The following is a 20,230-nucleotide window of genomic DNA, read 5'->3' on the forward strand; positions in this document are numbered from 1 at the left end:
GGCGTATGGTCTGGCATATGCAGATGGGGGGTGAGGAATGAACGGCAGCACCCTGCAACCCTGGCAAGTCATCCGCGAGGACGAGAACGGCAGCCGCTACCGCATAGGGCACTGCGCGACGCGCGCCGAGGCGCAGCGGCTCATCCAGCGCCTGCGCCTGGGCGGCGGTCCCGGCTCTGCGGCCGGCGCGGCCAACTATCTCGTGGAGCGCGTCGAGGCCGGAGGCGGCGCGCACCGCTGACCCCGGGCACAATTGGGTGTATGGGGCATTTGCTCCACTTCGCCGGTTCTCCCCGGTGAAGCCACCCGACGAGGGCTTGGACAGCGTGCGGAAAGATCCTCCAGAAGCGCAGGGGCCCCAGGACCCCGCCGCCGGCCAGCCGGCCGGCCCTTCGCGTCTCGACGTGATCCGCGTCGCCACGCTGGTACTGGACGACGCGGGCCGGATCGTCTTCTGGAGCCCGATGGCCGAAACGCTGCTCGGCCGGCCCGCGGCGGAGACCCTGGGCCGGCCGGTCGGCGACTTCACGGACGGGCCGCGGCCCGTCACGGTGCCCGCCGGCGCGCGCGACTGGCGCGACACCGTCTCCCTGCGCCACCGGGACGGCCACCCGGTGAGCTTCGAGCTGCGCGGCGCGCCGCTGCGCAGCACCGACGGCGCGCCGTTCCTGCTGATCTCCCTCGCCGAGTCAGGCCCCGTGCGCGCGGTCGAGCAGGATCTCGCCGCCCTCGAAGGACTCCTCACCGCCTCGCCGCTCGGCATCGCCCTCTTCGACACCGAGCTGCGCTACGTCCGCGTGAACGAGGCCCTGACCCACCTCCACCACCTCCCCGCCGAGGACCTGATCGGCCGCACCGTGCTGGACGTGCTGCCGGGTGCCCGGGCCCGGGAGGTATACCGGCTCCAGCAGGAGATACTGCGTTCCGGGCGCACCGTGCGCGACCTCGTCACCCAGCCGCCCGACGCCTCGGGCGCGGTCTCGGTCTCCTTCGGCCGCCTCACCGACGCCGCGGGAAACACCGTCGGCGTCAGCGGCACCGTCATGGACATCAGCGAGCGCAGGGAAGCGCTCGCCAAGGTCGAACGCGCCCGGCAGCGGCTGGCGCTGCTCAACGACGTGGGCACGGCGCTCGGCGACCTGCTGGACGTGCACCGCATCTGCCAGGCGCTGGTCGACGCCCTGGTGCCCCGCTTCGGCGACTACGCGGGCGTCGCCCTGATCGCCTCGGTCGCCCACAGCGGTGAGCCGCCGCGCGCGGAGGATCTGGCCGACGTGGTCCTCACCCCCGTCACCATGGCCGTGGGGCGGCAGCCGCCGGGCGAGAGCAACCTGCCGCCGCCCGACGAGGACTTCCGCTTCGAGGCCGGCACGATCTTCGGCACCGTGCTCACCTCGGGCGCCCCGCACCTCGCCAGGACCAGGGAGGAACTGCTCGCCGACACCGACCCGGACGACCCGAGGTGGCGCACCGCCGCCGCGCTCGACATCCACTCGATGCTGACGCTGCCGCTGCGCGCCCGCGGCCGGGTGCTCGGCGTGCTGGTCATCAGCCAGGGTCCTGGCCGGCGGGCGTTCGACCAGGAGGACCTGGCCCTGGCCATGGAGCTGGCCGCCCGCGCCGGGTTCTCCCTGGACAACGCGCGCCTGTACGCGCGCGAGCGCGAGGGCGCCCTGATGCTCCAGCGCAGCCTGCTGCCCCAGTCGCTGCCCACGCTGCCCGGCATCGACGTCAGCCATCGCTACGTGCCCAGCCGCAGCGGGGCGGAGATCGGCGGCGACTGGTTCGACGTCATCCCACTGGCCGGCGGCCGGATCGCGTTCGTCATCGGCGACGTCACCGGGCACGGCCTGCGCGCCGCGGCCACCATGGGGCAGTTGCGCACCGCGGTGCGCACCCTCGCCTGGCTCGACCTCACCCCCTCCGAACTGCTGCACCACCTCAACGACCTCGGCCGGGACATCGCCCAGAGCCCCGGCTCACCCGTGCTGGCCACCTGCGTCTACGCCGTCTACGACCCGGCCACCGGCGTGTGCACCCTGGCCAAGGCGGGGCACCTGCCGCCCGTGCTGGTCTGCGAGGACCCCGCCGTCGGCACCTGGGCCGCCCGGCCGGTCGACCTGCCCTCGGGCGCGCCGCTCGGCGTGGACGGCGTCCCCTTCGAGGAACGGCGGTTCGACATCGCCGACGGCTCGCTGCTCGTCCTCTACACCGACGGCCTCGTGGAGTCCCGCGACGAGGACCTGTCCACCGGGATCGACCGGCTCGTCGAGGTGCTCGGCCCGGCCACCGGGCGCGGCGCGCGGCTGGACGGAATCTGCGAGGACGTCATCGGCGCCATGCGACCGGACGCTTCGGAACGCGAGTCCGACGACCTGGCGCTGCTCGTCGCGCGGCTGTCCCGCCTGCCGGGCGACCGGGTGCTGCGCCGCAGCTTCCCCGCCGAGCGCCAAGTGGTGCGGCGCGCCCGCCACGCGGTGCGCGACACCCTGCGCGCCTGGGGCCTTTCCGCCGTGTCGGACGCGGCGGAACTGCTGGTCAGCGAGCTGGTCACCAATGCCGTGCGGCACGCGCACGGCCCCGTCGAGGTGCGGATGGTGCACGGCACCTCACTGCTGATCGAGGTCACCGACCCGGTGCCCGACCCGCCGCGGGAACGCGCCCCGGGGCTTGAGGACGAGGGGGGCCGCGGCCTGCCGCTGGTCGCGCGGGAGTCGCGGCGCTGGGGGACCAGGACCGAGCCGGTCGGCAAGACGGTGTGGTTCGAACTGAGTTTGCCCGGCCTGCCGGGCTGACTGCCCGGCAGCCCACGAGCCGGCCGTCGGCCAGGAACACCACCGGGTCGTGGGTGGCCATCACCACCGTCCCGCCGTACGCGGCCACCGGCGCGCGCGGCTGCGCCGCCCCGCGCGTCGAGCGCCCCGGTCGGCTCGTCGGCGAGGATCACGCTCGGCTCCGTCACCAGCGCCCGCACGATCGCGCCACCCGCCGCCGCTGCCCCCCGGAGAGGCGGTCCGGCAGGTGTGCCCGGCGCGCGCGGCGAGCGTCAGCGGCAGCAACGTGGCCTCCTGGAAACGAAGCCGATCCGCCCCCTGCGGAACCGCGTCACCGCGGCTTCGTCGACCCCGGCCCCGGGCGCGGGGCGCGGGGCGTGCAGCGCGGCGGCGTCCACCACGACCAGGCCGCCGTCCGGCCGTCCAAGACCGGCCGCGCACCGCGGCAGGGTGCTCTTGCCCCAGCCCGAGGGGCCCGTCACGGCCGTGCAGCCGCCCGCCGTCAGCGACAGCGGCTGCCCGCGCCCCGGCGGGTGCCGTCAGCGCACGGGCAGGTGGTAGGAGACCGCGTACCGGTCGGCGGGCACGATCACGTCCGCCGTCTCCACCGGCAGGCTCCCGGCGCGGTAGGTGCGGGAGATGACGAGCACGGCGTGCCCCGCGAGGCCGCCGAGCACCCGCGCCTCCGAGGCCAGCGCGGGGCGCGCGCCGATCTCCTCCGCCACGTTGTCCACGACGATGTCGATGGCCGCCATCCGCTCCACGACCCCCCGCCCGGCCAGCGGCCCCTGCTCCGGCAGCATCACCGGCGTGCGCCCCGTCAGAGACAGCGGCTCCCAGGAGGTCGACAGCATGACCGGCTCGCCGCCCATGCGGAAGACGTAGCTCGTACACATCACGGGCTCCTGCGGCTCGATCCGCAGCCGCTCCGCGATCCCCGCGGGCGCCGCCACCCGCTCGCTGCTGCCCTCCCACGTGCCGCGCACGCGCTCGTCGGCCTGCTCCTGCCTGAACGTCGAACACTCGCCCAGCGTCCGGTACCCGCTGCGCGAGACGGTGCGCCGCGGCGGCTGCTCGCGGACGTACGTCCCCGAGCCGGACCTGCCCTCGACGAGGCCCTCCGCCATCAGCACTTTGCGTGCCTCCAGCGCCACGGTGTCGGACACCCCGTAGGCGGCGCGGATGCTCGCCTGCGAGGGAAGCCGGGTATGCGGCGGCAGGGTGCCGTCCGCGATTTGCTGTCGAAGGTCTTCTGCGACGCGGAGATACGCGGGCTGCTCACCGAACGGCACAGGCCCCTCCTGCCTTTGCTGACAATCGGCAACAGCTTGACAACAGAGGGTGTCTGCCCGCAATAGACGGCCAAAGTTTCACTCGAAGTGATGACCCCTTCCGGGACGGGCCCCGGGGACCACAATGGCCTCATGCATCTGAGGGATACCCGCGCCGCGGACCTGCCGTTGCTCCAGGACATCGAACGGGCCGCAGGGGAGCCGTTCCGCGGCATCGGCATGGCCGATGTCGCCGACGACCCGCCGCCTTCCGTCGCCGAGCTCGAACGTCACCTGCGGGCCGGCCTCTCCTGGGTCGCGGCCGACAGCGCCGACCACCCCGTGGCCTACCTCGTCGCGGAACGGGTCGACGGCGCCCTCCACATCGAGCAGGTCTCCGTCCACCCCGCGAACGCCCGTCGCGGCCTGGGCCGTTCACTGATCGAGCACGCGGCCGGGCACGCCGTGACGACGGGGCTGCCGGCGCTGACCCTGACCACCTTCGCGGACGTGCCGTGGAACGCGCCCTACTACCTGCGCTGCGGCTTCGCCGTCCTGCCCGAGGACGCCGTCACCCCCGGGCTGCGGGAGATCCGGCGCCGGGAGGCCGCGCACGGCCTCGACCGCTGGCCGCGGGTGTGCATGCGCCGTGCGCTGTGATCCGGCTCCCGCCGTTCCCCTGAGAGCAGGGACCACTGCCTGAGACAATGTGCGGCCTCAGGGCCCCGTGCGGCCTCGCTGACGGAAGGACGACAGCAACCATGAGCGCCTCAGGCGGAACCAAGGCGATCGTCGCCGCACTGTGCGCGAACGCGGCCATCGCGGTGGCCAAGTTCACCGCGGCCGTGTTCAGCGGCTCGTCCTCCATGATGGCCGAGGGCGTGCACTCGGTCGCCGACGCCGGCAACCAGGCCCTGCTGCTGCTCGGCGGGAAGCGGGCCAGACGGGCCGCGAGCGAGGAGCATCCCTTCGGATACGGACGCGAACGCTACATCTACGCGTTCATCGTCTCCATCGTGCTGTTCTCCGTGGGCGGCCTGTTCGCGCTCTACGAGGGCGTGGAGAAGATCAGGCATCCGCACGAGATCGACCACTGGTACTGGCCGGTGGGCGTGCTGGTCTTCGCGATCATCGCGGAGATCATCTCGTTCCGCACCGCCATCAAGGAGTCGAACGAGGTGCGCGGCTCCCAGTCCTGGACGCAGTTCGTCCGCACGGCCAAGGCGCCGGAACTGCCCGTGGTGCTGCTGGAGGACCTCGGTGCGCTGGTCGGCCTGGTCCTCGCGCTCGGCGGTGTCGGCCTGGCGCTGGCCACCGGTGACGGCGTGTGGGACGGGATCGGGACGCTCTGCATCGGCGTGCTGCTCGTGGTCATCGCCGTCGTCCTCGCGCTGGAGACGAAGTCGCTGCTGCTGGGCGAGTCGGGCAGCAAGGATTCGGTGGCCAGGATTCGCGCCGCGCTCGTGGACGGCGAGACCGTCACCCGCGTCATCCACATGAAGACGCTGCATCTCGGCCCGGACGAGCTGCTGGTGGCCGCCAAGATCGCGGTGGACCACGACGACGACGCGGCGACCGTCGCGGCCGCCATCGACGCGGCCGAGGCGCGCATCAGGGAAGCCGAGCCGATCGCCCGCGTCATCTACCTGGAGCCCGACATCTACCGGGCGGCCGGGCGGGAGGCCGGCTCCTGACGCCGCGATACCCGGGATACCCGGGATACCCGGGATACCGCGACGTCGGAGTGCCGGCCGGTCAGAACTGGAGCGACCAGGCGACGAGGGTGCCCTCGTCGGCCCGCGCGTTGTCGGTCACCCGCAGGGTCCAGGTGCCGTCGGCTTCGAGTCCTGAGCCGTTGAGCGTGTAGACCGTGTCCAGGTCGTTCGTGCTGCCGCCCGACCGGTCGTGCAGGCGCCGTTCGGTGCCGTCGGGGGCGACCACGTCGACGGTGAGGTCGCCGATGTAGGTGTGCTCGATGGTGACCTCGACCTGGTAGGCGCCGTCCAGCACGCCCGCGCCCGTCACGTCGATCGTCGACTCCGTGGTGGTCAGGTCGGAGATCGCCGCCGCGGTCTCGTTGCCGAAGCGCGGACCGTCCGGCGGCTCGGGCTGCCCGCCCTGGCCGCCGGTGTGCAGCAGCGCGTTGGGCGTGTCGGCCGGAACGCCGCTCAGGCGGTTCCACACCGCGGAGTCCACCAGTTCCGCGGACACCTCCGCCGGGGTCGCGGCCGGGTTGCCGGCCAGGTACAGGGCCGCCACGCCCGCCACGTGGGGCGTCGCCATCGACGTACCGGAGATCGTGTTCTCCGCGTCGTCGCCGGTGTTCCAGGTGGAGGTGATGGCGGTGCCGGGGCCGAAGATGTCGACGACCGACCCGAGGTTGGAGAACTCGGAGACCGCGTCGGACTGCGCGCTCGACGCGACGGTGATCGCCTCTTCGACGCGCGCCGGGGAGTAGCCGCCGGCGTCGGCCCCGTAGTCGTTGCCGGCCGCGACCGCGAACGTGACGCCGGCGTCGATGGCGTTGCGCACCGCCTGGTCGAGCGCGCTGTTCGCGCCGCCGCCCAGGCTCAGGTTGGCGACGGCGGGGCCCGAGGCGTCGCCGGTCACGAAGTCCACGCCGCCGATGACCGTTTCCGCGGTGCCGCTGCCGGTGTCGTCGAGAACGCGCACGGCGACGATGTCGGCGGCCTTGGCCACGCCGTAGGAGGAGCCGGCGACGGTGCCCGCGACGTGGGTGCCGTGCCCGTTGCCGTCCTGGCCGTCGCCGCCGAAGGCGTCGAAGCCGAAGGTGGCCCGGTCGCCGAAGTCCTCGTGCGTGTAGCGCACTCCGGTGTCGACGATGTACGCGGTGACGCCCTCGCCCGCGGTGTCCGGGTAGGTGTAGCTGTCGTCGAGCGGCAGGTCGGCCTGGTCGATCCGGTCCTGCCCCCAGGACGGTGGGTCGTCCTGGGTCGCGTCCAGCCGGATGGTCTGGTTCTGCACGACCTCCGCGACCGCCGGGTCGGCGGCGAGGTCCAGGGCGTCCGCCTCGGTCAGCTCGGCGGCGAAGCCGTTGAGCGCGTGCCGGAAGGTACTGGTCACCTCCGCGTCGTGGCGGTCCGCGAGGGACTGGGCCGAGGCGGAGGTGGCGGAGAAGGTGCCCTCTTCGAGAATGACGATGTAGCTGCCGGGGATGGTGCCCTCGGCTCCCGCGTTGGCGATGACTCCCTGCGCGTCGTCGGCGCTTGCCGCGCCGGGCAACGTCAGGCCGGCCCCGAGGCCAAGCACCGCGGCGGTGGCCACGGTGGCGCCGGCCCGCAGGCGGCGTGAGGATCGCATCGCTGCCATCCGGGTTCCTCCTCATTGGTGGCGAGCACACTGAGTCAGGCCATGCGCATGTCAATTCGATGTGCACATGGCTCCCTTGTGAATAATCAGATGCCGCACAGGAATCCACAAGGTCGCCTCCCCGGGGGCGGCGGCTCACCCACCCGCCCCGGGCGCCTGACCGGCGGCTTCGCGCCCCTCCCGCGGCCGGAATCGCCACGGGAGGCAACACGGCCGCAACTCCGGCACCCCCCGGTACCCCCGCGGCGCCTCAGCCGCCGAGGGTGCCGACGGTGCCGAGGGCGCCGATGAGCGCGTCGGTCACCTCGTCGGTGCCGGCCGTGCCGCCCACGTCCCGCGTCAGCACCCCGGCCGCGGTGGTGGCCGCGATGGCGCGGTGCAGGCGGGCGGCCTCCGCCGGCAGCCCGAGGTGGTCCAGCATCAGCGCCGCGCTGCCCACCGCCCCGATCGGGTTGGCGCGGCCCAGGCCCGCGATGTCGGGCGCGGAGCCGTGCACGGGCTCGAACATGCTGGGGAAGCGCCGTTCCGGATTCAGGTTGGCGCTCGCCGCCAGGCCGAGGCTGCCCGCCAGCGCGCTGCCGAGGTCGGAGAGGATGTCGGCGTGCAGGTTGGAGGCGACCACCACCGACAGGTCCTCCGGGCGCAGCACAAACTTCGCGGACATCGCGTCCACCAGCACGCTCTCGGTCTCCACGTCCGGGTACTCGGCCGCCACGCGCCGGAAGACCTCGTCCCACAGCACCATGCCGTACTGCTGCGCGTTGCTCTTGGTCACGCTCGACAGCTTGCGGCGGCTGCGGGTGCGGGCCAGTTCGAAGGCGAAGCGGATGATGCGTTCGCAGCCCACCTCGGTGAACAGCGAGGACTGCACGGCGACTTCGCCGCCCGGGCCGCGCGCCGCCAGATTGCGCCCGCCGAGACCGGCGTACTCGCCCTCGCTGTTCTCCCGCACCACCACCCAGTCCAGCTCATGGTCGTCCGCGCTGCGCAGCGGGCTGCGGACGCCGGGCAGGAAGTGCACCGGGCGGATGTTGGCCCACTGGTCGAAGCCCTGGCAGATGGCCAGGCGCAGCCCCCAGAGACTGACGTGGTCGGGCACGGTGGGCCAGCCGACCGCGCCGAAGTAGATCGCGTCGAACGGCCGCAGCCGTTCGAGACCGTCCTCGTCCATCATGCGGCCGGTCTCCGCGTAGTGGCGCGCGCCCCAGGGGAACTCCTCCCAGGCGAAGCCGAACGCGCCGCCCGAGCCCTCGGCCAGGGCGTCGAGCACGGCACGGCCCGCGGCGACCACCTCCTCGCCGACTCCGTCTGCGGGTATGGCGGCGATGCGGAAGGTCCTGGTCGTCATGCCGCCGAGTCAACCGGCCGCGGCGCGCGGCGTCCAACACGTGCTGCCGATGCCACTCATAGGCGTGGCCGATGAGTGGCACCGGCGGCCCGCCGCGCCGGGCGCGGGAACGGGAACGGGAACGGGAACTCAGCGGAACAGCCGGGCCGGAACCGCGTCCGCCAGCAGGCCGTAGCCGTGCGGGTTGAGGTGCAGGTGGTCGCCGACGTCGGCCGCGGGCAGCAGGCGCCCGGGGTCGGCCGGGTCCCGCACCGCCGCGTCGAAGTCGATCACCGCGTCGAAGCGGCCGGCCTCGCGTATCCACGTGTTCACGGCCTGCCGCGTCTCGGCCCGCAGCCCCGCGGGGTCGTCGTACATCTCGTTGCCGCCGAACGGCGGCAGCGTCGCCCCGTACACGCGGATGCCCTGGGCGTGGGCGCGGGTGACGATCTGGTCGTAGGCGGCGAGCAGTTGGGCGGTGACGTCCGCCTGGGCGGCCGGCGTCGCCGCCGCCGTGCCGATGTCGTTGACGCCGTGGAAGACGACGAGCCACTCGGCGCCGCTGGCCGCGAGCACGTCGCGGTCGAGGCGGGCGAGCAGGTTCGGGCCGAGGCCGTCGTTCAGCACGCGGTTGCCGCCCGCGGCCTGGTTGAGAACGGCGGTACCGGCCGTGGCGGGACGGGAGTCGAGGCGGTCGAACAGCTGGTCGGGCCAGCGGTCGTTCATATTGGTGGTCGAACCCCTGCCGTCCGTCAGCGAATCGCCGACGACGACGGCCGCGCCGGTGCCGCCCGGCGCGCGGACCTCAAGGCCGCTCAGGAAGTACCAGTGGTCCGTCGGGGTCGCCCCGGGCAGCTCCGCGGCGTCGACGTGGTTGCCCGCAAGCAGGTGGGACGTCGTCCGAGAGCCCGGGTGGGAGGTGATGTCGAGCGACGCCTGCCCCTCGGCCAGGTACACCGTCACCGTCAGGTCGGTGCCGGGAAGGACCCGGAACGGCAGCGGGTCCGAGACCACGTGGGCGCCGGGCGGCACGGTCGTGGCGGACCGTTCGTGGAAAGTGACCGTGCGGGCCGAGCCCGGCTCGATCGCGGCCGAGCCCGCCCGGCCGTCCCGCGGCAGCGCCACCGACACCTCGGTGAGGGGCAGCGGCGCGCCGCCGAACGCGTTGGAGAAGCGCAGCCGCAGATCGTCGCCGCCGATCGTGGCCCTGACGGTCTGGCGCAGCGTGGCGTCGGCGAGCACCACCTCCTCGCCGGTGAACGGCTCGGGCGGCATGTTCGCCGGCTCGGTCAGCTGCGGCATGGCCGTCCAGGTGTGGACCCAGTGCCGCCCCCCGTCCCCCGCGCCGCCGCGCGCGTCCCCGCCGTCGGCCGCCCCGGCCCCGACGGCGGAGGAGGCGGCCAGCAGGCCGATCGCGAGCAGTCCTGACGCGGCGAGGTGGAGCACCCCGGACATTCTCTTCACGGCGGCGGGCCCTTTCCTGGTGTCGGTGGCAGGCGCACTGCGGCACGGGAGCCGCGGGGCCGCTCTGCGCACCGGCGGCCCGGCGCGGAACGTCCGCGGCGAGGCGCCAGGCCCCGTGCCGGATCACCGGAGCACGGTGCCACGCGCGGCGGGCCGCGCACATCCGACGCGCGTCGGGCATCGCGCGGGGCGCGCCCGACGCCCGCGGCGCGCGGGCGCGCGCCCGGCGCGACTGTCGGACGGCCCGGGCGCCCCCGCCGACGCCTGTCCGGTACCGGGCGCGCTCTGCGGGTGCCACGGTGGGCGCATGCGCTACCCCTTCGACCCCGAACTGGCCGCCGCGCTGGCGATGATGCCCGAGGTGAACATCTCCGACCTGGCCGCCGCGCGGGCCGCGCAGGCGGCCGAGCTGGCCCGCCAGGTCGCCGCGGCGGACACCGAGGGCGTGGTGGTGACGGACGTCCGCGAGGCGGGCACGGCCCTGCGCCTCTACCGGCCCGCCGCCGCGCGCGACCCGCTGCCCGTCGTGCTCCGCATCCACGGCGGCGGGTTCCTCCTGGGCGGCCCCGACGTGGACCACGAGGCCAACCTGCACCTGTGCCGCACGCTGCCGGGCATCGTCGTGTCCCCCGACTACCGGCTCGCGCCGGAACACCCCTACCCGGCCGCGCCGGAGGACTGCTACGCCGCGCTGTGCTGGACGGCCGCGAACGCCGCCCGCCTCGGTGCCGATCCGGAACGGGTGGTGGTGGCCGGGGACAGCGCGGGCGCCTGCCTGGCGACGGCGGTGGCCATGCTGGCGCGGGAGCGCGGCGGGCCCGGCATCTGCTTCCAGTACCTCGACAGCCCCGCCCTGGACGACCGGCTGGACACGCCCAGCGCGCGGCAGTTCACGGACACGCCGGTGTGGAACCGGCGCAACGCGGAGCTGAGCTGGGCCGCCTACCTGGGCGCGGGCATGCCCGGCTCGGCCGGGGTGCCGGCGACGGCCGCCCCGGCGCGGGCGACGCCGGGCGACCTGGCGGGCCTGCCCCCGGCGCACGTGGCGGTGATGGCGTTCGACCCGCTGCGGGACGAGGGCATCGACTACGCGCGCTCGCTGCTGACCGCGGGCGTCTCCGCGGAACTGCACCTGTTCCCCGGCACGTTCCACGGCGCGTCGCTCGTACGGCACGCGGCCGTCGCGCGGCGGATGGCGGCGGAGGAGATCACGGTGCTGCGCCGGGCGGCGCGGTGACGGGCGGCGGGGTGACGGACGGCGCGGCAGCGGGCCCGCGTTCGCCGGTAGCGGCCAGCCGCCAGGCGTGCAGCGCGAGTTGGGCGCGGAACCGGTCACCGGGCTCCCGCAGCCGCCAGCCGGTGGCCGCCTCGACGCGGCCGAGGCGGGCCGCAACCGAGCTGTGGTGCAGGTGCAGTTCGGCCGCCGCCGCACGCAGCGAGCCGGTGCGGCAGAACGCGGAGAGCGCCGCGACGTGCCGCCCGCCGCCCTCGCGTTCCACGATCCCGGCGAGCCGCCGCACGTCGGGCAGCGCCGCGAGCCGGGCCGCGGGCACGTCGGCCAGCAGGACCACCGCGCCCAGCTCGTCGTGGTCGGCCACCGCGTCGGCGGGAGGGCCGGGCTGCGCGAAGCGCAGCGCGGCCAGCGCCTGTTCCCAGGAGGCCGCGGCGCCCAGCGCGTCGGCCGGACCGCCGATGCCGGCCCGGACGGCGCCGCGCACCGCCGCGCGCAGCTCGGCGGCGGGCGACCCGGCCGCGGCCCGCTGCACCAGGGCCACCCCGTACGCGCCGACGTGCGCGACGCGGACGGTGCCGGGTACGCCGCCGCGGCCGAGCAGCGCAAGCGCGGTTACCTCGGGGTCGCCCGGGCCCGTCACGGCGACGACCCGCAGGGGCTGTTCGGACGCGAGGCCGAGCAGGCGCAGCGCCCTGGCCCGGTCGGCGAAGGCTTCGCGCGCCGAAAGCACCACCTCGACCAGGGCTGGGTCGGCCACCCGGAAGGGCTGCTGGGCGGTATGCGCCGCGATGGCCAGCCACTCAAGCACCAGATCGTCGAACGGACCGGCGGGGCCCGGCCGTTCGAGCCAGACCCGGCCCGCCGGGCGCAGCGCCGCCTCGCCGGAGACCCGCTCGGGCGGGCCGGTCACGACGGCGCCGTCCGGCCCGGCGCGGAAGGCACGGCCGTCGGCCAGCTCAAGGCCCGCGGGACATTCGGCCAGACCGGCGACGGAACGCAGCAGAGCCGCCGGATCGAGCCGGCCGGCGCCGAGCAGCGCCTGGAAGTGCGCGATCACCCGCACCGCGGCGGCCGCGTCGGCGTCGAGGGAGGACAGGCGCAGCAGCAAGCCCTTCACGACCGCAAGTGTAGAAAAGGACCCCGGAAGGACAAGGCCGCGAACACGTCCGCGCACGCGGGGCCCGTTCCCGGGTGGCTACGCTTCCGCTGACCACAACAGCACGGCCGACGGAGGCAGCAGATGGAGATCGACAACTCGAAGGCGCATTCGGCCCGGGTGTGGAACTTCTGGCTGGGCGGCAAAGACTGGTACGCCACGGACAAGGACGCGGGCGAGCAGATCACGCGCGTCTACCCCGGCATCGTGCGCACCGCGCAGTACCAGCGGATGTTCCTGTCCAGAGCGGTCCGCTTCCTCGCGGGGGAGGCGGGCATACGCCAGTTCCTCGACCTGGGCACGGGTCTGCCGACCGTGGACAACACCCACGAGGTCGCGCAGCGCGTGGCCCCCGAGTCCAAGATCGTGTATGTCGACAACGATCCGCTGGTCCTCGCACACGCCCGCGCGCTGCTCACCAGCACCCCGGCGGGCGAGACCGCGTACATCGACGCGGACGTGCGCGATCCCGACGCGATCCTGGAACAGGCGGCCGAGCTGCTCGACTTCTCCCGGCCCATCGCCGTGACCATGCTCGGCATCCTCGGGCACATCACCGACGAGGACCGGCCCGCCGACATCGTGCGGCGGCTGATCGCCCCGCTGCCCCCGGGCAGCTACCTGGCCATCAGCGACGGCACCAACACCAACGCCACGCTCAACGCGGCCACCAGCAACTACAACGCGCGCCTGGCCGGCGACTACACGCTGCGCAGCCCCGAGGAGGTCACGGCCTTCTTCGACGGGCTGACGCTGCTGGACCCCGGCGTGGTCACCATCGAACGCTGGCGCCCCGAACACCCCGTCTTCGAGGACGAACAGCCCGTGGACGCCATGTGCGGACTGGCCGTCAAGCACTGACCCCGCCGGGCGCGGTAGGCACGCTGCCGGCAGGCCGCCGAGCCCACCCCACCCTCGAATTCGCCTTCCCCTACGCCATCCAGGGCGAAGACCACGCCGTCACCGAATCCCTCACCCGACTCCGCCACCTCACCCGCAACGGCGACTACGCCTACTACACCGACATCGCCCACTAGATGGCCAACCGCCCCCCTGCACACCCCACTCGACAGCGAGACCACCACCCGCGGACGGTGGCACAAGCCTCGTCACCCGTCGCCGCGACCACCCGGCACCTGCGCTGATACCGAGGGGCCGGTTTTGAAGCTGTGTCCGAACTCTCCCTTCGGCGTGTCAACCGTCGTAGCGGTGGAAAGGAGCAATGAGTGCGGGTCTGCGGGGGCGGCTGTTGCTGTTATTGAGGTGCTGCCGCACTGTCCGTTTTGCGATTATGGTGCTCATGAGCACGGCATCTGAACCGGACCCGGTCGCCGCTGTGCGGGACTACTACGAGCAGTCGGCGCAGCGCGAGGTGGAGCGGCTGGGCAGGCCCGCTGACGGCGCCATCGAGCGGGAGTTGCACGCGCGGGCGTTTGAGGAGCACCTGCCCTCCGCTCCCGCGCGGGTCCTGGATAACGGCGGGGGCCCTGGGTCGTGGACTCTATGGCTGGCGCGGCGCGGGTACCGGGTCACTCTCACCGATCTGTCTCCCGCGCTGCTGGACATCGCCCGCACCCGCGTTGCGCATGCTTCTCAGCAGCAGGCCTCGAACGTGGAATCCATCGCGAAGGCCGACGCGCGGGACCTAAGCGCGTTCCCGGACGAGTCCTTCGACGTCGTCCTGTGCCTGGGGCCCTTCTACCACTTGACCACCGAGACCGACCGCCGTCGGGCCGTACAGGAGGCCCACCGGGTCCTGAGACCGGGCGGGCTGCTGATCGTGACAATGATGCCGCCTTACATGCGCCTGGTCTCCACCGTGCTGGAACATGGGTCCGCCAGCTTCACGACCGGTGCGGCCGACCGCATCCTGAACGAAGGCCGCTATGACAACCCGCGGCCCGGGCGCTTCACCGGCGGTTACCTCACCCGCCCCGACCAGGTCACACCGTTCTTCGAGCTTCACGGCTTCCGTGTGCGGCGCCTGATCGCGTCGCAGGGCGTCCTGGCCTGGGCTCAAACCGAGGTTGCCGCCTTGGCCCAAAGAGACCCCGACGCCTACCGGCGACTGCTCGATCTCGCTTATACAACCGCCGGCGACCCATCCATCCACGGCATGGCCGGCCACCTGCTCATCATCGCCGAACAGTCGGCAGTTCAAGCGTCAAGTTGAGCCACCTGGTCAGACCGCTCGCGCAAGCCCGGAATTCCCGCACACAGCTGCATACGAAGCTCCGGTTCAGTAGGGCTGGACGCGAGTGAGGGCGGGCCCCTGCCGCGGAGTCCTGCCGAACGGAAGCCGCACGCTTCTTGTCCTGAGCATGATCACGGTGGTACGTTCCAGCCGCTCTGGGAGCGCTCCCAATGTACGCCTCGCCCGAGCGGCACACGCCCCGGACATGAATCGATTCACCACGGCGTGGCCTCCGGGCGATCCCGCACTGAAACGTTCCAGTCCTAAGGAGCCGCCATGTTTCTCCGAAGTGTGAGCAGCCTGCGAGGGCTGCTCGCCGCCCTGCTGGTCGCGATGATGGCCGGGGCGTCCCTCGTCGCCCTGCCCGCGCCGCGCGCGCACGCGGCCGAGATCGACACCGGCACGTGGTACGTCCTGGTCAACCGGCACAGCGGCAAGGCGCTCGACGTGTACAACCTCGCCACCGAGGACGGCGCCGGCATCGTGCAGTGGCCGCGGAACGACGGCGCCTGGCAGCAGTGGCAGTTCGTCGACTCCGGCTCGGGCCAGTACCGGCTGAGATCACGCCACAGCGGCAAGGTGCTCGACATCTCCGAATGGTCGACCGCGGACGGCGCGAACGTCCAGCAGTGGACCGACGGCAACACCGCGAACCAGCAGTTCTCCGTCACCGACGCGGGCGACGGCTACATCCAGCTCATCAACCGGAACAGCGGCAAGGCGCTTGAGGTGTGGGAGTGGTCCACCGAGGACGGCGCGCGGGTATCGCAGTTCACCGACCTGGACGGCGCCAACCAGCAGTGGGCGCTGGTCCCGGTCGGCGGCAGCAGCGCCGACTGCGGCTCCGGGACCTACCACGCGGAGGCGACGCTCAGCGGCAGCACCTGGACGGCCCGCAGGAACGGCGGCACCGTCTACACCGGCAGCAGTATGCGGGACGCCATGCAGGCGGCGATCAACAGCCTGACGCCGAACCGTTCGTCCAAGGAACGCGTGGTCGTGCGGGGTTCCGGCTCGATCAGCGCCGGGACCCGGGTGTCGCTGCCCAGCCACACGGCGATCGATGTGTGCGGCACCATCAACGTCACCGGCTCCGGCTCGGGTGACCAGGCGCCGATCTACTCCCGCGGCACCACCAACGTCGAGGTCGGGCACCTGAACGTGACCGGCTCCCCGCTGTACGGGATCTTCATGCGCAACGTCACCGACGTGGTGCTCGGCCAGATCGATCTCCGGGTGTCCAGCGGGCTCGGCATCCGCATCGACAACCACGGTGACCGCTCCGTGCGTTCGCGCAACATCCGCATCGACAACGTTTACGTTTCCGGCACCTCCAACCACGGCGTGGAGACCTACGGCGTGGACGGTCTGACCGTCGGCACCGTCACGGCGCGCAACGTCGGCTACTCGGGACTGCTGCTCAACGACACGATCAACGCCAATATCACGCGGGTCGACGCGGACAACACCGGCACCGGCACCGGGTACGCGGCCTTCCGCATGGCCAACAGGAACGGCCGCGTCGGCGACAGCTACCCGACCAACATCCGCGTCGGCGAGGTCATCGCCCGCGGCGGCGGGCGCGGAGTGTTCTGCGTCTCCGAGAGCGGCGGAGCCGTCATCGACCGGGTCACGCTGACGAACACCGGCAACAACAGCATCCTGATCGAGAACTGCTACAACGTGACCATCGCGGGCCAGAGCGGCACGGTCAGCGGCGGCGGTGAGGTGCGGCTGGCGGCCCGTTCCGAGTTCCCCGGCAACCGTGACATCACCCTCCAGAACATGACGCTGAACAACACGTCGCTCAGGGAGAGTCCCTGCGGCACGAACATCACGTACCGCAACCTGACCCTCAACAACACCAGCCGTTCGACCTGCTGAGGCAGGACGGCGAGGGCGGCCCCGCCCCGCGCGGGGCGGGGCCGCCGTACGACGGCGGCGCGCGCGTTCGGACCATGACCGTCGAATTCCATTCGACGGCCGTGAACAGCGAATACCGCGCCGCCCGGCCATCAGGAAACGCCATCGAATAAGCGGCCCCTGATAAGGGGCCAATCGAATTCTGTCGCCGCTCTTGATTCGGTGACGAGACGCTGCCACCATCACGGCGGGGCAGTGCCGGGACGCGCCGCCCCGCCCGGCCGGCGAATGCGTCCGGCTATTCCCCCACCCCTTTCACGTAATGACGAGGTGCGTCATGGCCGGCCGTCGCGGCAGTCCTGGAACGATTCGCCGGTTCACCGGCCTGATCGCGGGCGGCCTCGCCGCGCTGCTCGCGGTCCTCGGCCTCGCCACCGCGGGCACGGCCGGGGCGACCGCCCCCACGGCCCCGGCCGCCCCGCGGGACGCGGTGGACGCGGTCGCGGCGATGCAGCCCGGCTGGAACCTCGGCAACTCGCTGGACGCCACCGGCGAGGACGAGACCTCGTGGGGCAACCCGCGCATCACCGAGGAGCTGCTGGACAACGTCAGGGCGCAGGGGTTCAACAGCATCCGCATCCCCGTGACCTGGGGGCAGCACCAGGGCCCCGCACCTGACCACGCCATCGACGCGGCGTACCTGGAGCGCGTGCAGGAAGTGGTCGGCTGGGCCCTGGAGGACGGCTTCTACGTCATGCTCAACGTCCACCACGACTCCTGGGAGTGGATCGCAGACATGCCGGCCGACCGCGCCGGCGTGCTCGCCCGCTACGACGCCCTCTGGACGCAGCTCGCCGCCGCGTTCCGCGACGCCTCGCCCAAGCTGATGTTCGAGAGCGTGAACGAGCCCCAGTTCACCGGCAGTTCGGGCGACGCCGAGAACGCGGAGCTGCTCCACGAGCTGAACACCTCGTTCCACGGGATCGTGCGCGACTCCGGCGGCGGCAACGCCGCCCGCCTGCTCGTCCTGCCGACCCTGCACACCTCGGCCGACCAGGCGCGGCTCGACGAGCTGGTCACCACGTTCGACGCCCTCGACGACCCGAACCTCATCGCGACGGTGCACTACTACGGCTACTGGCCGTTCAGCGTGAACGTGGCGGGCGGTACCCACTTCGACGAGACCGCGCGGGCGGACCTCACCGAGGCGTTCGACCGCGTCCACACCACCCTGGTCGCGCGCGGCATCCCGGTCGTCCTCGGCGAGTACGGCCTGCTCGGATTCGACCGGCACACCGGCACCATTCAGCAGGGCGAAAAGCTGAAGTTCTTCGAATTCCTCGGGCATTATGCCCGCACCAAGAACATCACCACCATGCTGTGGGACAACGGCCAGCACTTCCAGCGGACCGGATTCGAGTGGAACGACCCGGAATTGTTCGGGCAGATCGAATCCAGCTGGACGACCAGGTCGGGCACGGCGTCGTCCGACCTGGTGTTCAGCGCACGTTCCGAGGCCGTCACCGACAAGACGCTCACGCTGAACACCAACGGCACCACGTTCACCGGTCTGCGCCACGGGGACACCGAGCTGACGCCGGGGACGGACTACGTGGTGGAGGGCGACCGGCTCACGCTCACCGCGGACCTGCTCACCCGGCTCTCCGGCTCGCGCGAGTACGGCACGAACGCGGTGCTGTCCGCGCACTTCTCGCAGGGCGTGCCGTGGCGGATCAACCTGGTCACCTACGACCCGCCGGCCCTGGACGCCGCCACCGGCACGACGAGTTCCTTCGCGATCCCCACCGACTTCCGCGGCGACCAGCTGGCCACCATGGAGGCGACGTACGACGACGGGACCAACGCGGGCCCGCACGACTGGACGTCCTTCAAGGAATTCGACCAGGCGTTCGCCCCGGACTACGCGGCGGGCGCCACCACCCTGACGCCCGAGTTCTTCGCCGAGGTCGACGACGGGTCCCGCGTGACGCTGACGTTCCATTACTGGAGCGGAACGACCGCGACTTACCACGTCACCCGCACCGGCACCACGGTGACCGGCACCCCGGCCTGACGACCCGCCCGCCGCGGAACCCCGGGCGCGGTCAGTCGTGCGGGACGACGGCGACCGGGGCGGGCGAGTGGTGCAGCAGGGCGTTCGCGACGCCGCCCAGGCGCGGGCCGCGGGTGCTGCGGCGCCCGACCACGATCAGCTCGGCCCCGGCGGCCGGGCCCAGGAGAGCCTCGGCCGCGTTCCCCGGCTCCAGGGTCTCGCGCACGGTGACGTCCGGGTGGCGGGTGCACCACGGGGCGAGCGCCGCGGCGAGGTCGCGCACCAGGGCGTCGTCCGGGCCGGCGTGGTCGCGCGGCACGGCCCGGTGGCGGGACACCAGCGGTGTCGGGGCGGGCCAGGCGTGCACGACGTGCAGGGGGAGCCGCCGGCGCGCGGCGACGCCGAACGCGAAGTCGACGAGTGCGCCCGCGGGTTCCCCGGTGCGCTTCAGTCCGAGCACGATCTCGGTGGCCTCCGCGGGCGGGGCGGCGCGGACGGCGACGACGGGGCAGGGCGCGTGGGCCACCACGTGCGAGCTGATCGAGCCGAGCAGGAAGCCGCCGATGACGCCGAGGCCGCGGGAGCCGACGGCCAGCAGACCGGCCCCGGCCGCCGCGTCGACCAGCGCGGTGACCGGCCGTTCGGCGACGGCGCGGGCCTCGATGCGCAGCCCCGGGTGGCGGGTGGCGAGATCCTCGCGGGTGCGGCCGACCAGATCCTCCGCGGCGTCCCGCCTGGACGTCTCGGGGAGGACGCCGACGGGGTACGCGGCGGCCGGGACGGCCCAGGCGTTGAGCAGGCTCAGGGGCGACTGACGGCGTTCCGCCTCGTCGGCGGCCCACGCGGCGGCGGCCAGGCTCTCCGGTGATCCGTCGATCCCCACTACAACCGGGCTTGGCATGGCGTCCTCTCTCCGGGCTCCCCCGGCGGCTCGCGGGCGGGCCGGCCGCACGCGGGCTGCTCAGAGGTCCCTGGGCGGCCGGTCGGTGCGGCGAGCGTAACGACCGCGGGCCCGATCGCGGCGGAGGCACGGCGGTCCCGCGGGGCGGCGGCGGGCGGCCGCCGCCGACTGTCAGTGCCGACTGGCAGTCTTGCGCCATGGAGTCCTACGAGATCGTGCAGGAATTGTGGGCGCGCATGCAGGCGCGGGACTGGGCCGGAGTCGGGGAGCTGCTGGCCGAGGACGTGGTGGTCGAGTGGCCGGTCAGCGGCGAGCGGATCGTGGGCCGCGACAATGTCGTGGCGGTCAACGCGGAGTATCCGGAAGGGTGGTCGATCCGGGTCCTGCGCATCGTCGCGGACGGTGCGGAGGTCGTCTCCGAGGTGGAGGTCCCGCACGAGGCGGCGGGGTTGTTCCGAGCGGCGTCGTTCTGGACGGTCGCGGACGGGAAGGTGGTCAGGGGCCGGGAGTACTGGACCAGTCCCGGTGCCGACCCCGCGCCGGAGTGGCGCGCCGCCTACGTGCAGCGGATATGACCGGGGGCCCGGCCGCAGGGGGACCGTGAGCGAATCCGAAGCGGACCGGAAGCGGCGGGCCGCACGCTGGGGGCACCTACGCGGGGCC

At 73.0% G+C, this 20,230-nt stretch carries 17 protein-coding genes and 1 pseudogene; 11 read left to right on the top strand and 7 right to left on the bottom strand.

The genetic code is table 11. The annotated features are described in order from the left end of the window. The first annotated feature begins 37 nt into the window (after window positions 1-37). Both STBA_RS11710 and STBA_RS11715 read left to right on the top strand, forming a co-directional pair. A complete protein-coding gene (locus STBA_RS11710; RefSeq protein ID WP_077059193.1) occupies window positions 38-241 on the top strand; it encodes an SPOR domain-containing protein in 204 nt (67 codons plus the stop codon). 163 nt (window positions 242-404) lie between these two features. Then, entirely contained in the window at window positions 405-2,795 is a 2,391-nt protein-coding gene (locus STBA_RS11715; protein ID WP_253194662.1) for a SpoIIE family protein phosphatase, read from the top strand. 10 nt (window positions 2,796-2,805) lie between these two features. On the opposite strand, the pseudogene STBA_RS37120 reads toward STBA_RS11715, so the two are convergent. Beyond that, window positions 2,806-3,286: pseudogene (locus STBA_RS37120) on the bottom strand (ATP-binding cassette domain-containing protein); the annotation flags it as partial. A gap of 27 nt (window positions 3,287-3,313) precedes the next feature. Next, window positions 3,314-4,066: a GntR family transcriptional regulator gene (locus STBA_RS11725; RefSeq protein WP_077059195.1), complete on the bottom strand. Its 753-nt coding sequence runs from the start codon at window positions 4,064-4,066 to the stop codon at window positions 3,314-3,316. Window positions 4,067-4,198: 132 nt separating this feature from the next. On the opposite strand from STBA_RS11725, the gene STBA_RS11730 reads away from it, so the two are divergent. Both STBA_RS11730 and STBA_RS11735 read left to right on the top strand, forming a co-directional pair. Next, window positions 4,199-4,705, top strand: coding sequence for a GNAT family N-acetyltransferase (locus STBA_RS11730; protein WP_077059196.1), 507 nt, complete (start codon window positions 4,199-4,201; stop codon window positions 4,703-4,705). Between the two features lie 101 nt (window positions 4,706-4,806). Further along, on the top strand, window positions 4,807-5,739 hold the full coding sequence (locus STBA_RS11735) for a cation diffusion facilitator family transporter (RefSeq protein ID WP_077059197.1): 933 nt from the start codon (window positions 4,807-4,809) through the stop codon (window positions 5,737-5,739). A 61-nt stretch (window positions 5,740-5,800) separates the two neighbouring features. Here STBA_RS11735 and STBA_RS11740 read toward each other — a convergent pair whose 3' ends face one another. From STBA_RS11740 to STBA_RS11750, 3 genes are all read right to left on the bottom strand, one after another. Next, the gene (locus STBA_RS11740) at window positions 5,801-7,375 is read right to left on the bottom strand and encodes a S8 family peptidase (protein ID WP_077059198.1); all 1,575 of its coding nucleotides are present in this window, start codon (window positions 7,373-7,375) and stop codon (window positions 5,801-5,803) included. A 250-nt stretch (window positions 7,376-7,625) separates the two neighbouring features. Then, complete coding sequence (locus STBA_RS11745) at window positions 7,626-8,723, bottom strand: tartrate dehydrogenase (protein WP_077059199.1); 1,098 nt, start codon at window positions 8,721-8,723, stop codon at window positions 7,626-7,628. 129 nt (window positions 8,724-8,852) lie between these two features. Continuing rightward, the gene (locus STBA_RS11750; RefSeq protein ID WP_077059200.1) at window positions 8,853-10,157 is read right to left on the bottom strand and encodes an SGNH/GDSL hydrolase family protein; all 1,305 of its coding nucleotides are present in this window, start codon (window positions 10,155-10,157) and stop codon (window positions 8,853-8,855) included. 316 nt (window positions 10,158-10,473) lie between these two features. Between STBA_RS11750 and STBA_RS11755 the strand changes: the two genes are divergently transcribed. Continuing rightward, window positions 10,474-11,403, top strand: a complete 930-nt coding sequence (locus STBA_RS11755; protein ID WP_077059201.1) for an alpha/beta hydrolase — start codon at window positions 10,474-10,476, stop codon at window positions 11,401-11,403. Here the strand turns inward: STBA_RS11755 and STBA_RS11760 are convergent. Then, the gene (locus STBA_RS11760) at window positions 11,375-12,517 is read right to left on the bottom strand and encodes a helix-turn-helix domain-containing protein (RefSeq protein ID WP_079251862.1); all 1,143 of its coding nucleotides are present in this window, start codon (window positions 12,515-12,517) and stop codon (window positions 11,375-11,377) included. The two genes, STBA_RS11755 and STBA_RS11760, sit on opposite strands and share 29 nt — an antisense overlap. A 123-nt stretch (window positions 12,518-12,640) precedes the next feature. Here STBA_RS11760 and STBA_RS11765 point away from each other — a divergent pair, with 123 nt between their 5' ends. From STBA_RS11765 to STBA_RS11785, 5 genes are all read left to right on the top strand, one after another. Continuing rightward, window positions 12,641-13,417 (top strand): SAM-dependent methyltransferase, encoded by a 777-nt coding sequence (locus STBA_RS11765; RefSeq protein WP_077059203.1) that lies wholly within the window; start codon window positions 12,641-12,643, stop codon window positions 13,415-13,417. Next, window positions 13,393-13,593, top strand: a complete 201-nt coding sequence (locus tag STBA_RS11770; RefSeq protein WP_077059204.1) for a hypothetical protein — start codon at window positions 13,393-13,395, stop codon at window positions 13,591-13,593. Before STBA_RS11765 ends, STBA_RS11770 begins: the two co-directional genes overlap by 25 nt. Window positions 13,594-13,856: 263 nt before the next feature. Continuing rightward, window positions 13,857-14,729 carry a class I SAM-dependent methyltransferase gene (locus STBA_RS11775; RefSeq protein WP_171987687.1) on the top strand — a complete coding sequence of 291 codons (873 nt, stop codon included), beginning with the start codon at window positions 13,857-13,859 and terminating at the stop codon, window positions 14,727-14,729. A gap of 297 nt (window positions 14,730-15,026) precedes the next feature. Next, complete coding sequence (locus tag STBA_RS11780; RefSeq protein ID WP_077059206.1) at window positions 15,027-16,634, top strand: RICIN domain-containing protein; 1,608 nt, start codon at window positions 15,027-15,029, stop codon at window positions 16,632-16,634. Between the two features lie 316 nt (window positions 16,635-16,950). Continuing rightward, window positions 16,951-18,687, top strand: coding sequence for a cellulase family glycosylhydrolase (locus STBA_RS11785; protein WP_171987688.1), 1,737 nt, complete (start codon window positions 16,951-16,953; stop codon window positions 18,685-18,687). Window positions 18,688-18,718: 31 nt separating this feature from the next. On the opposite strand, the gene STBA_RS11790 is transcribed toward STBA_RS11785, so the two are convergent. After that, window positions 18,719-19,567, bottom strand: coding sequence for a universal stress protein (locus tag STBA_RS11790; protein WP_077059207.1), 849 nt, complete (start codon window positions 19,565-19,567; stop codon window positions 18,719-18,721). Window positions 19,568-19,764: 197 nt separating this feature from the next. Between STBA_RS11790 and STBA_RS11795 the strand changes: the two genes are divergently transcribed. Beyond that, window positions 19,765-20,142, top strand: a complete 378-nt coding sequence (locus STBA_RS11795) for a nuclear transport factor 2 family protein (RefSeq protein WP_077059208.1) — start codon at window positions 19,765-19,767, stop codon at window positions 20,140-20,142. The last annotated feature ends 88 nt before the right edge of the window (window positions 20,143-20,230 follow it).

The sequence above is a fragment of the Streptomyces sp. MP131-18 genome (genome assembly GCF_001984575.1).
GTDB classification, from domain to species: Bacteria; Actinomycetota; Actinomycetes; order Streptomycetales; family Streptomycetaceae; genus Streptomyces; species Streptomyces johnsoniae.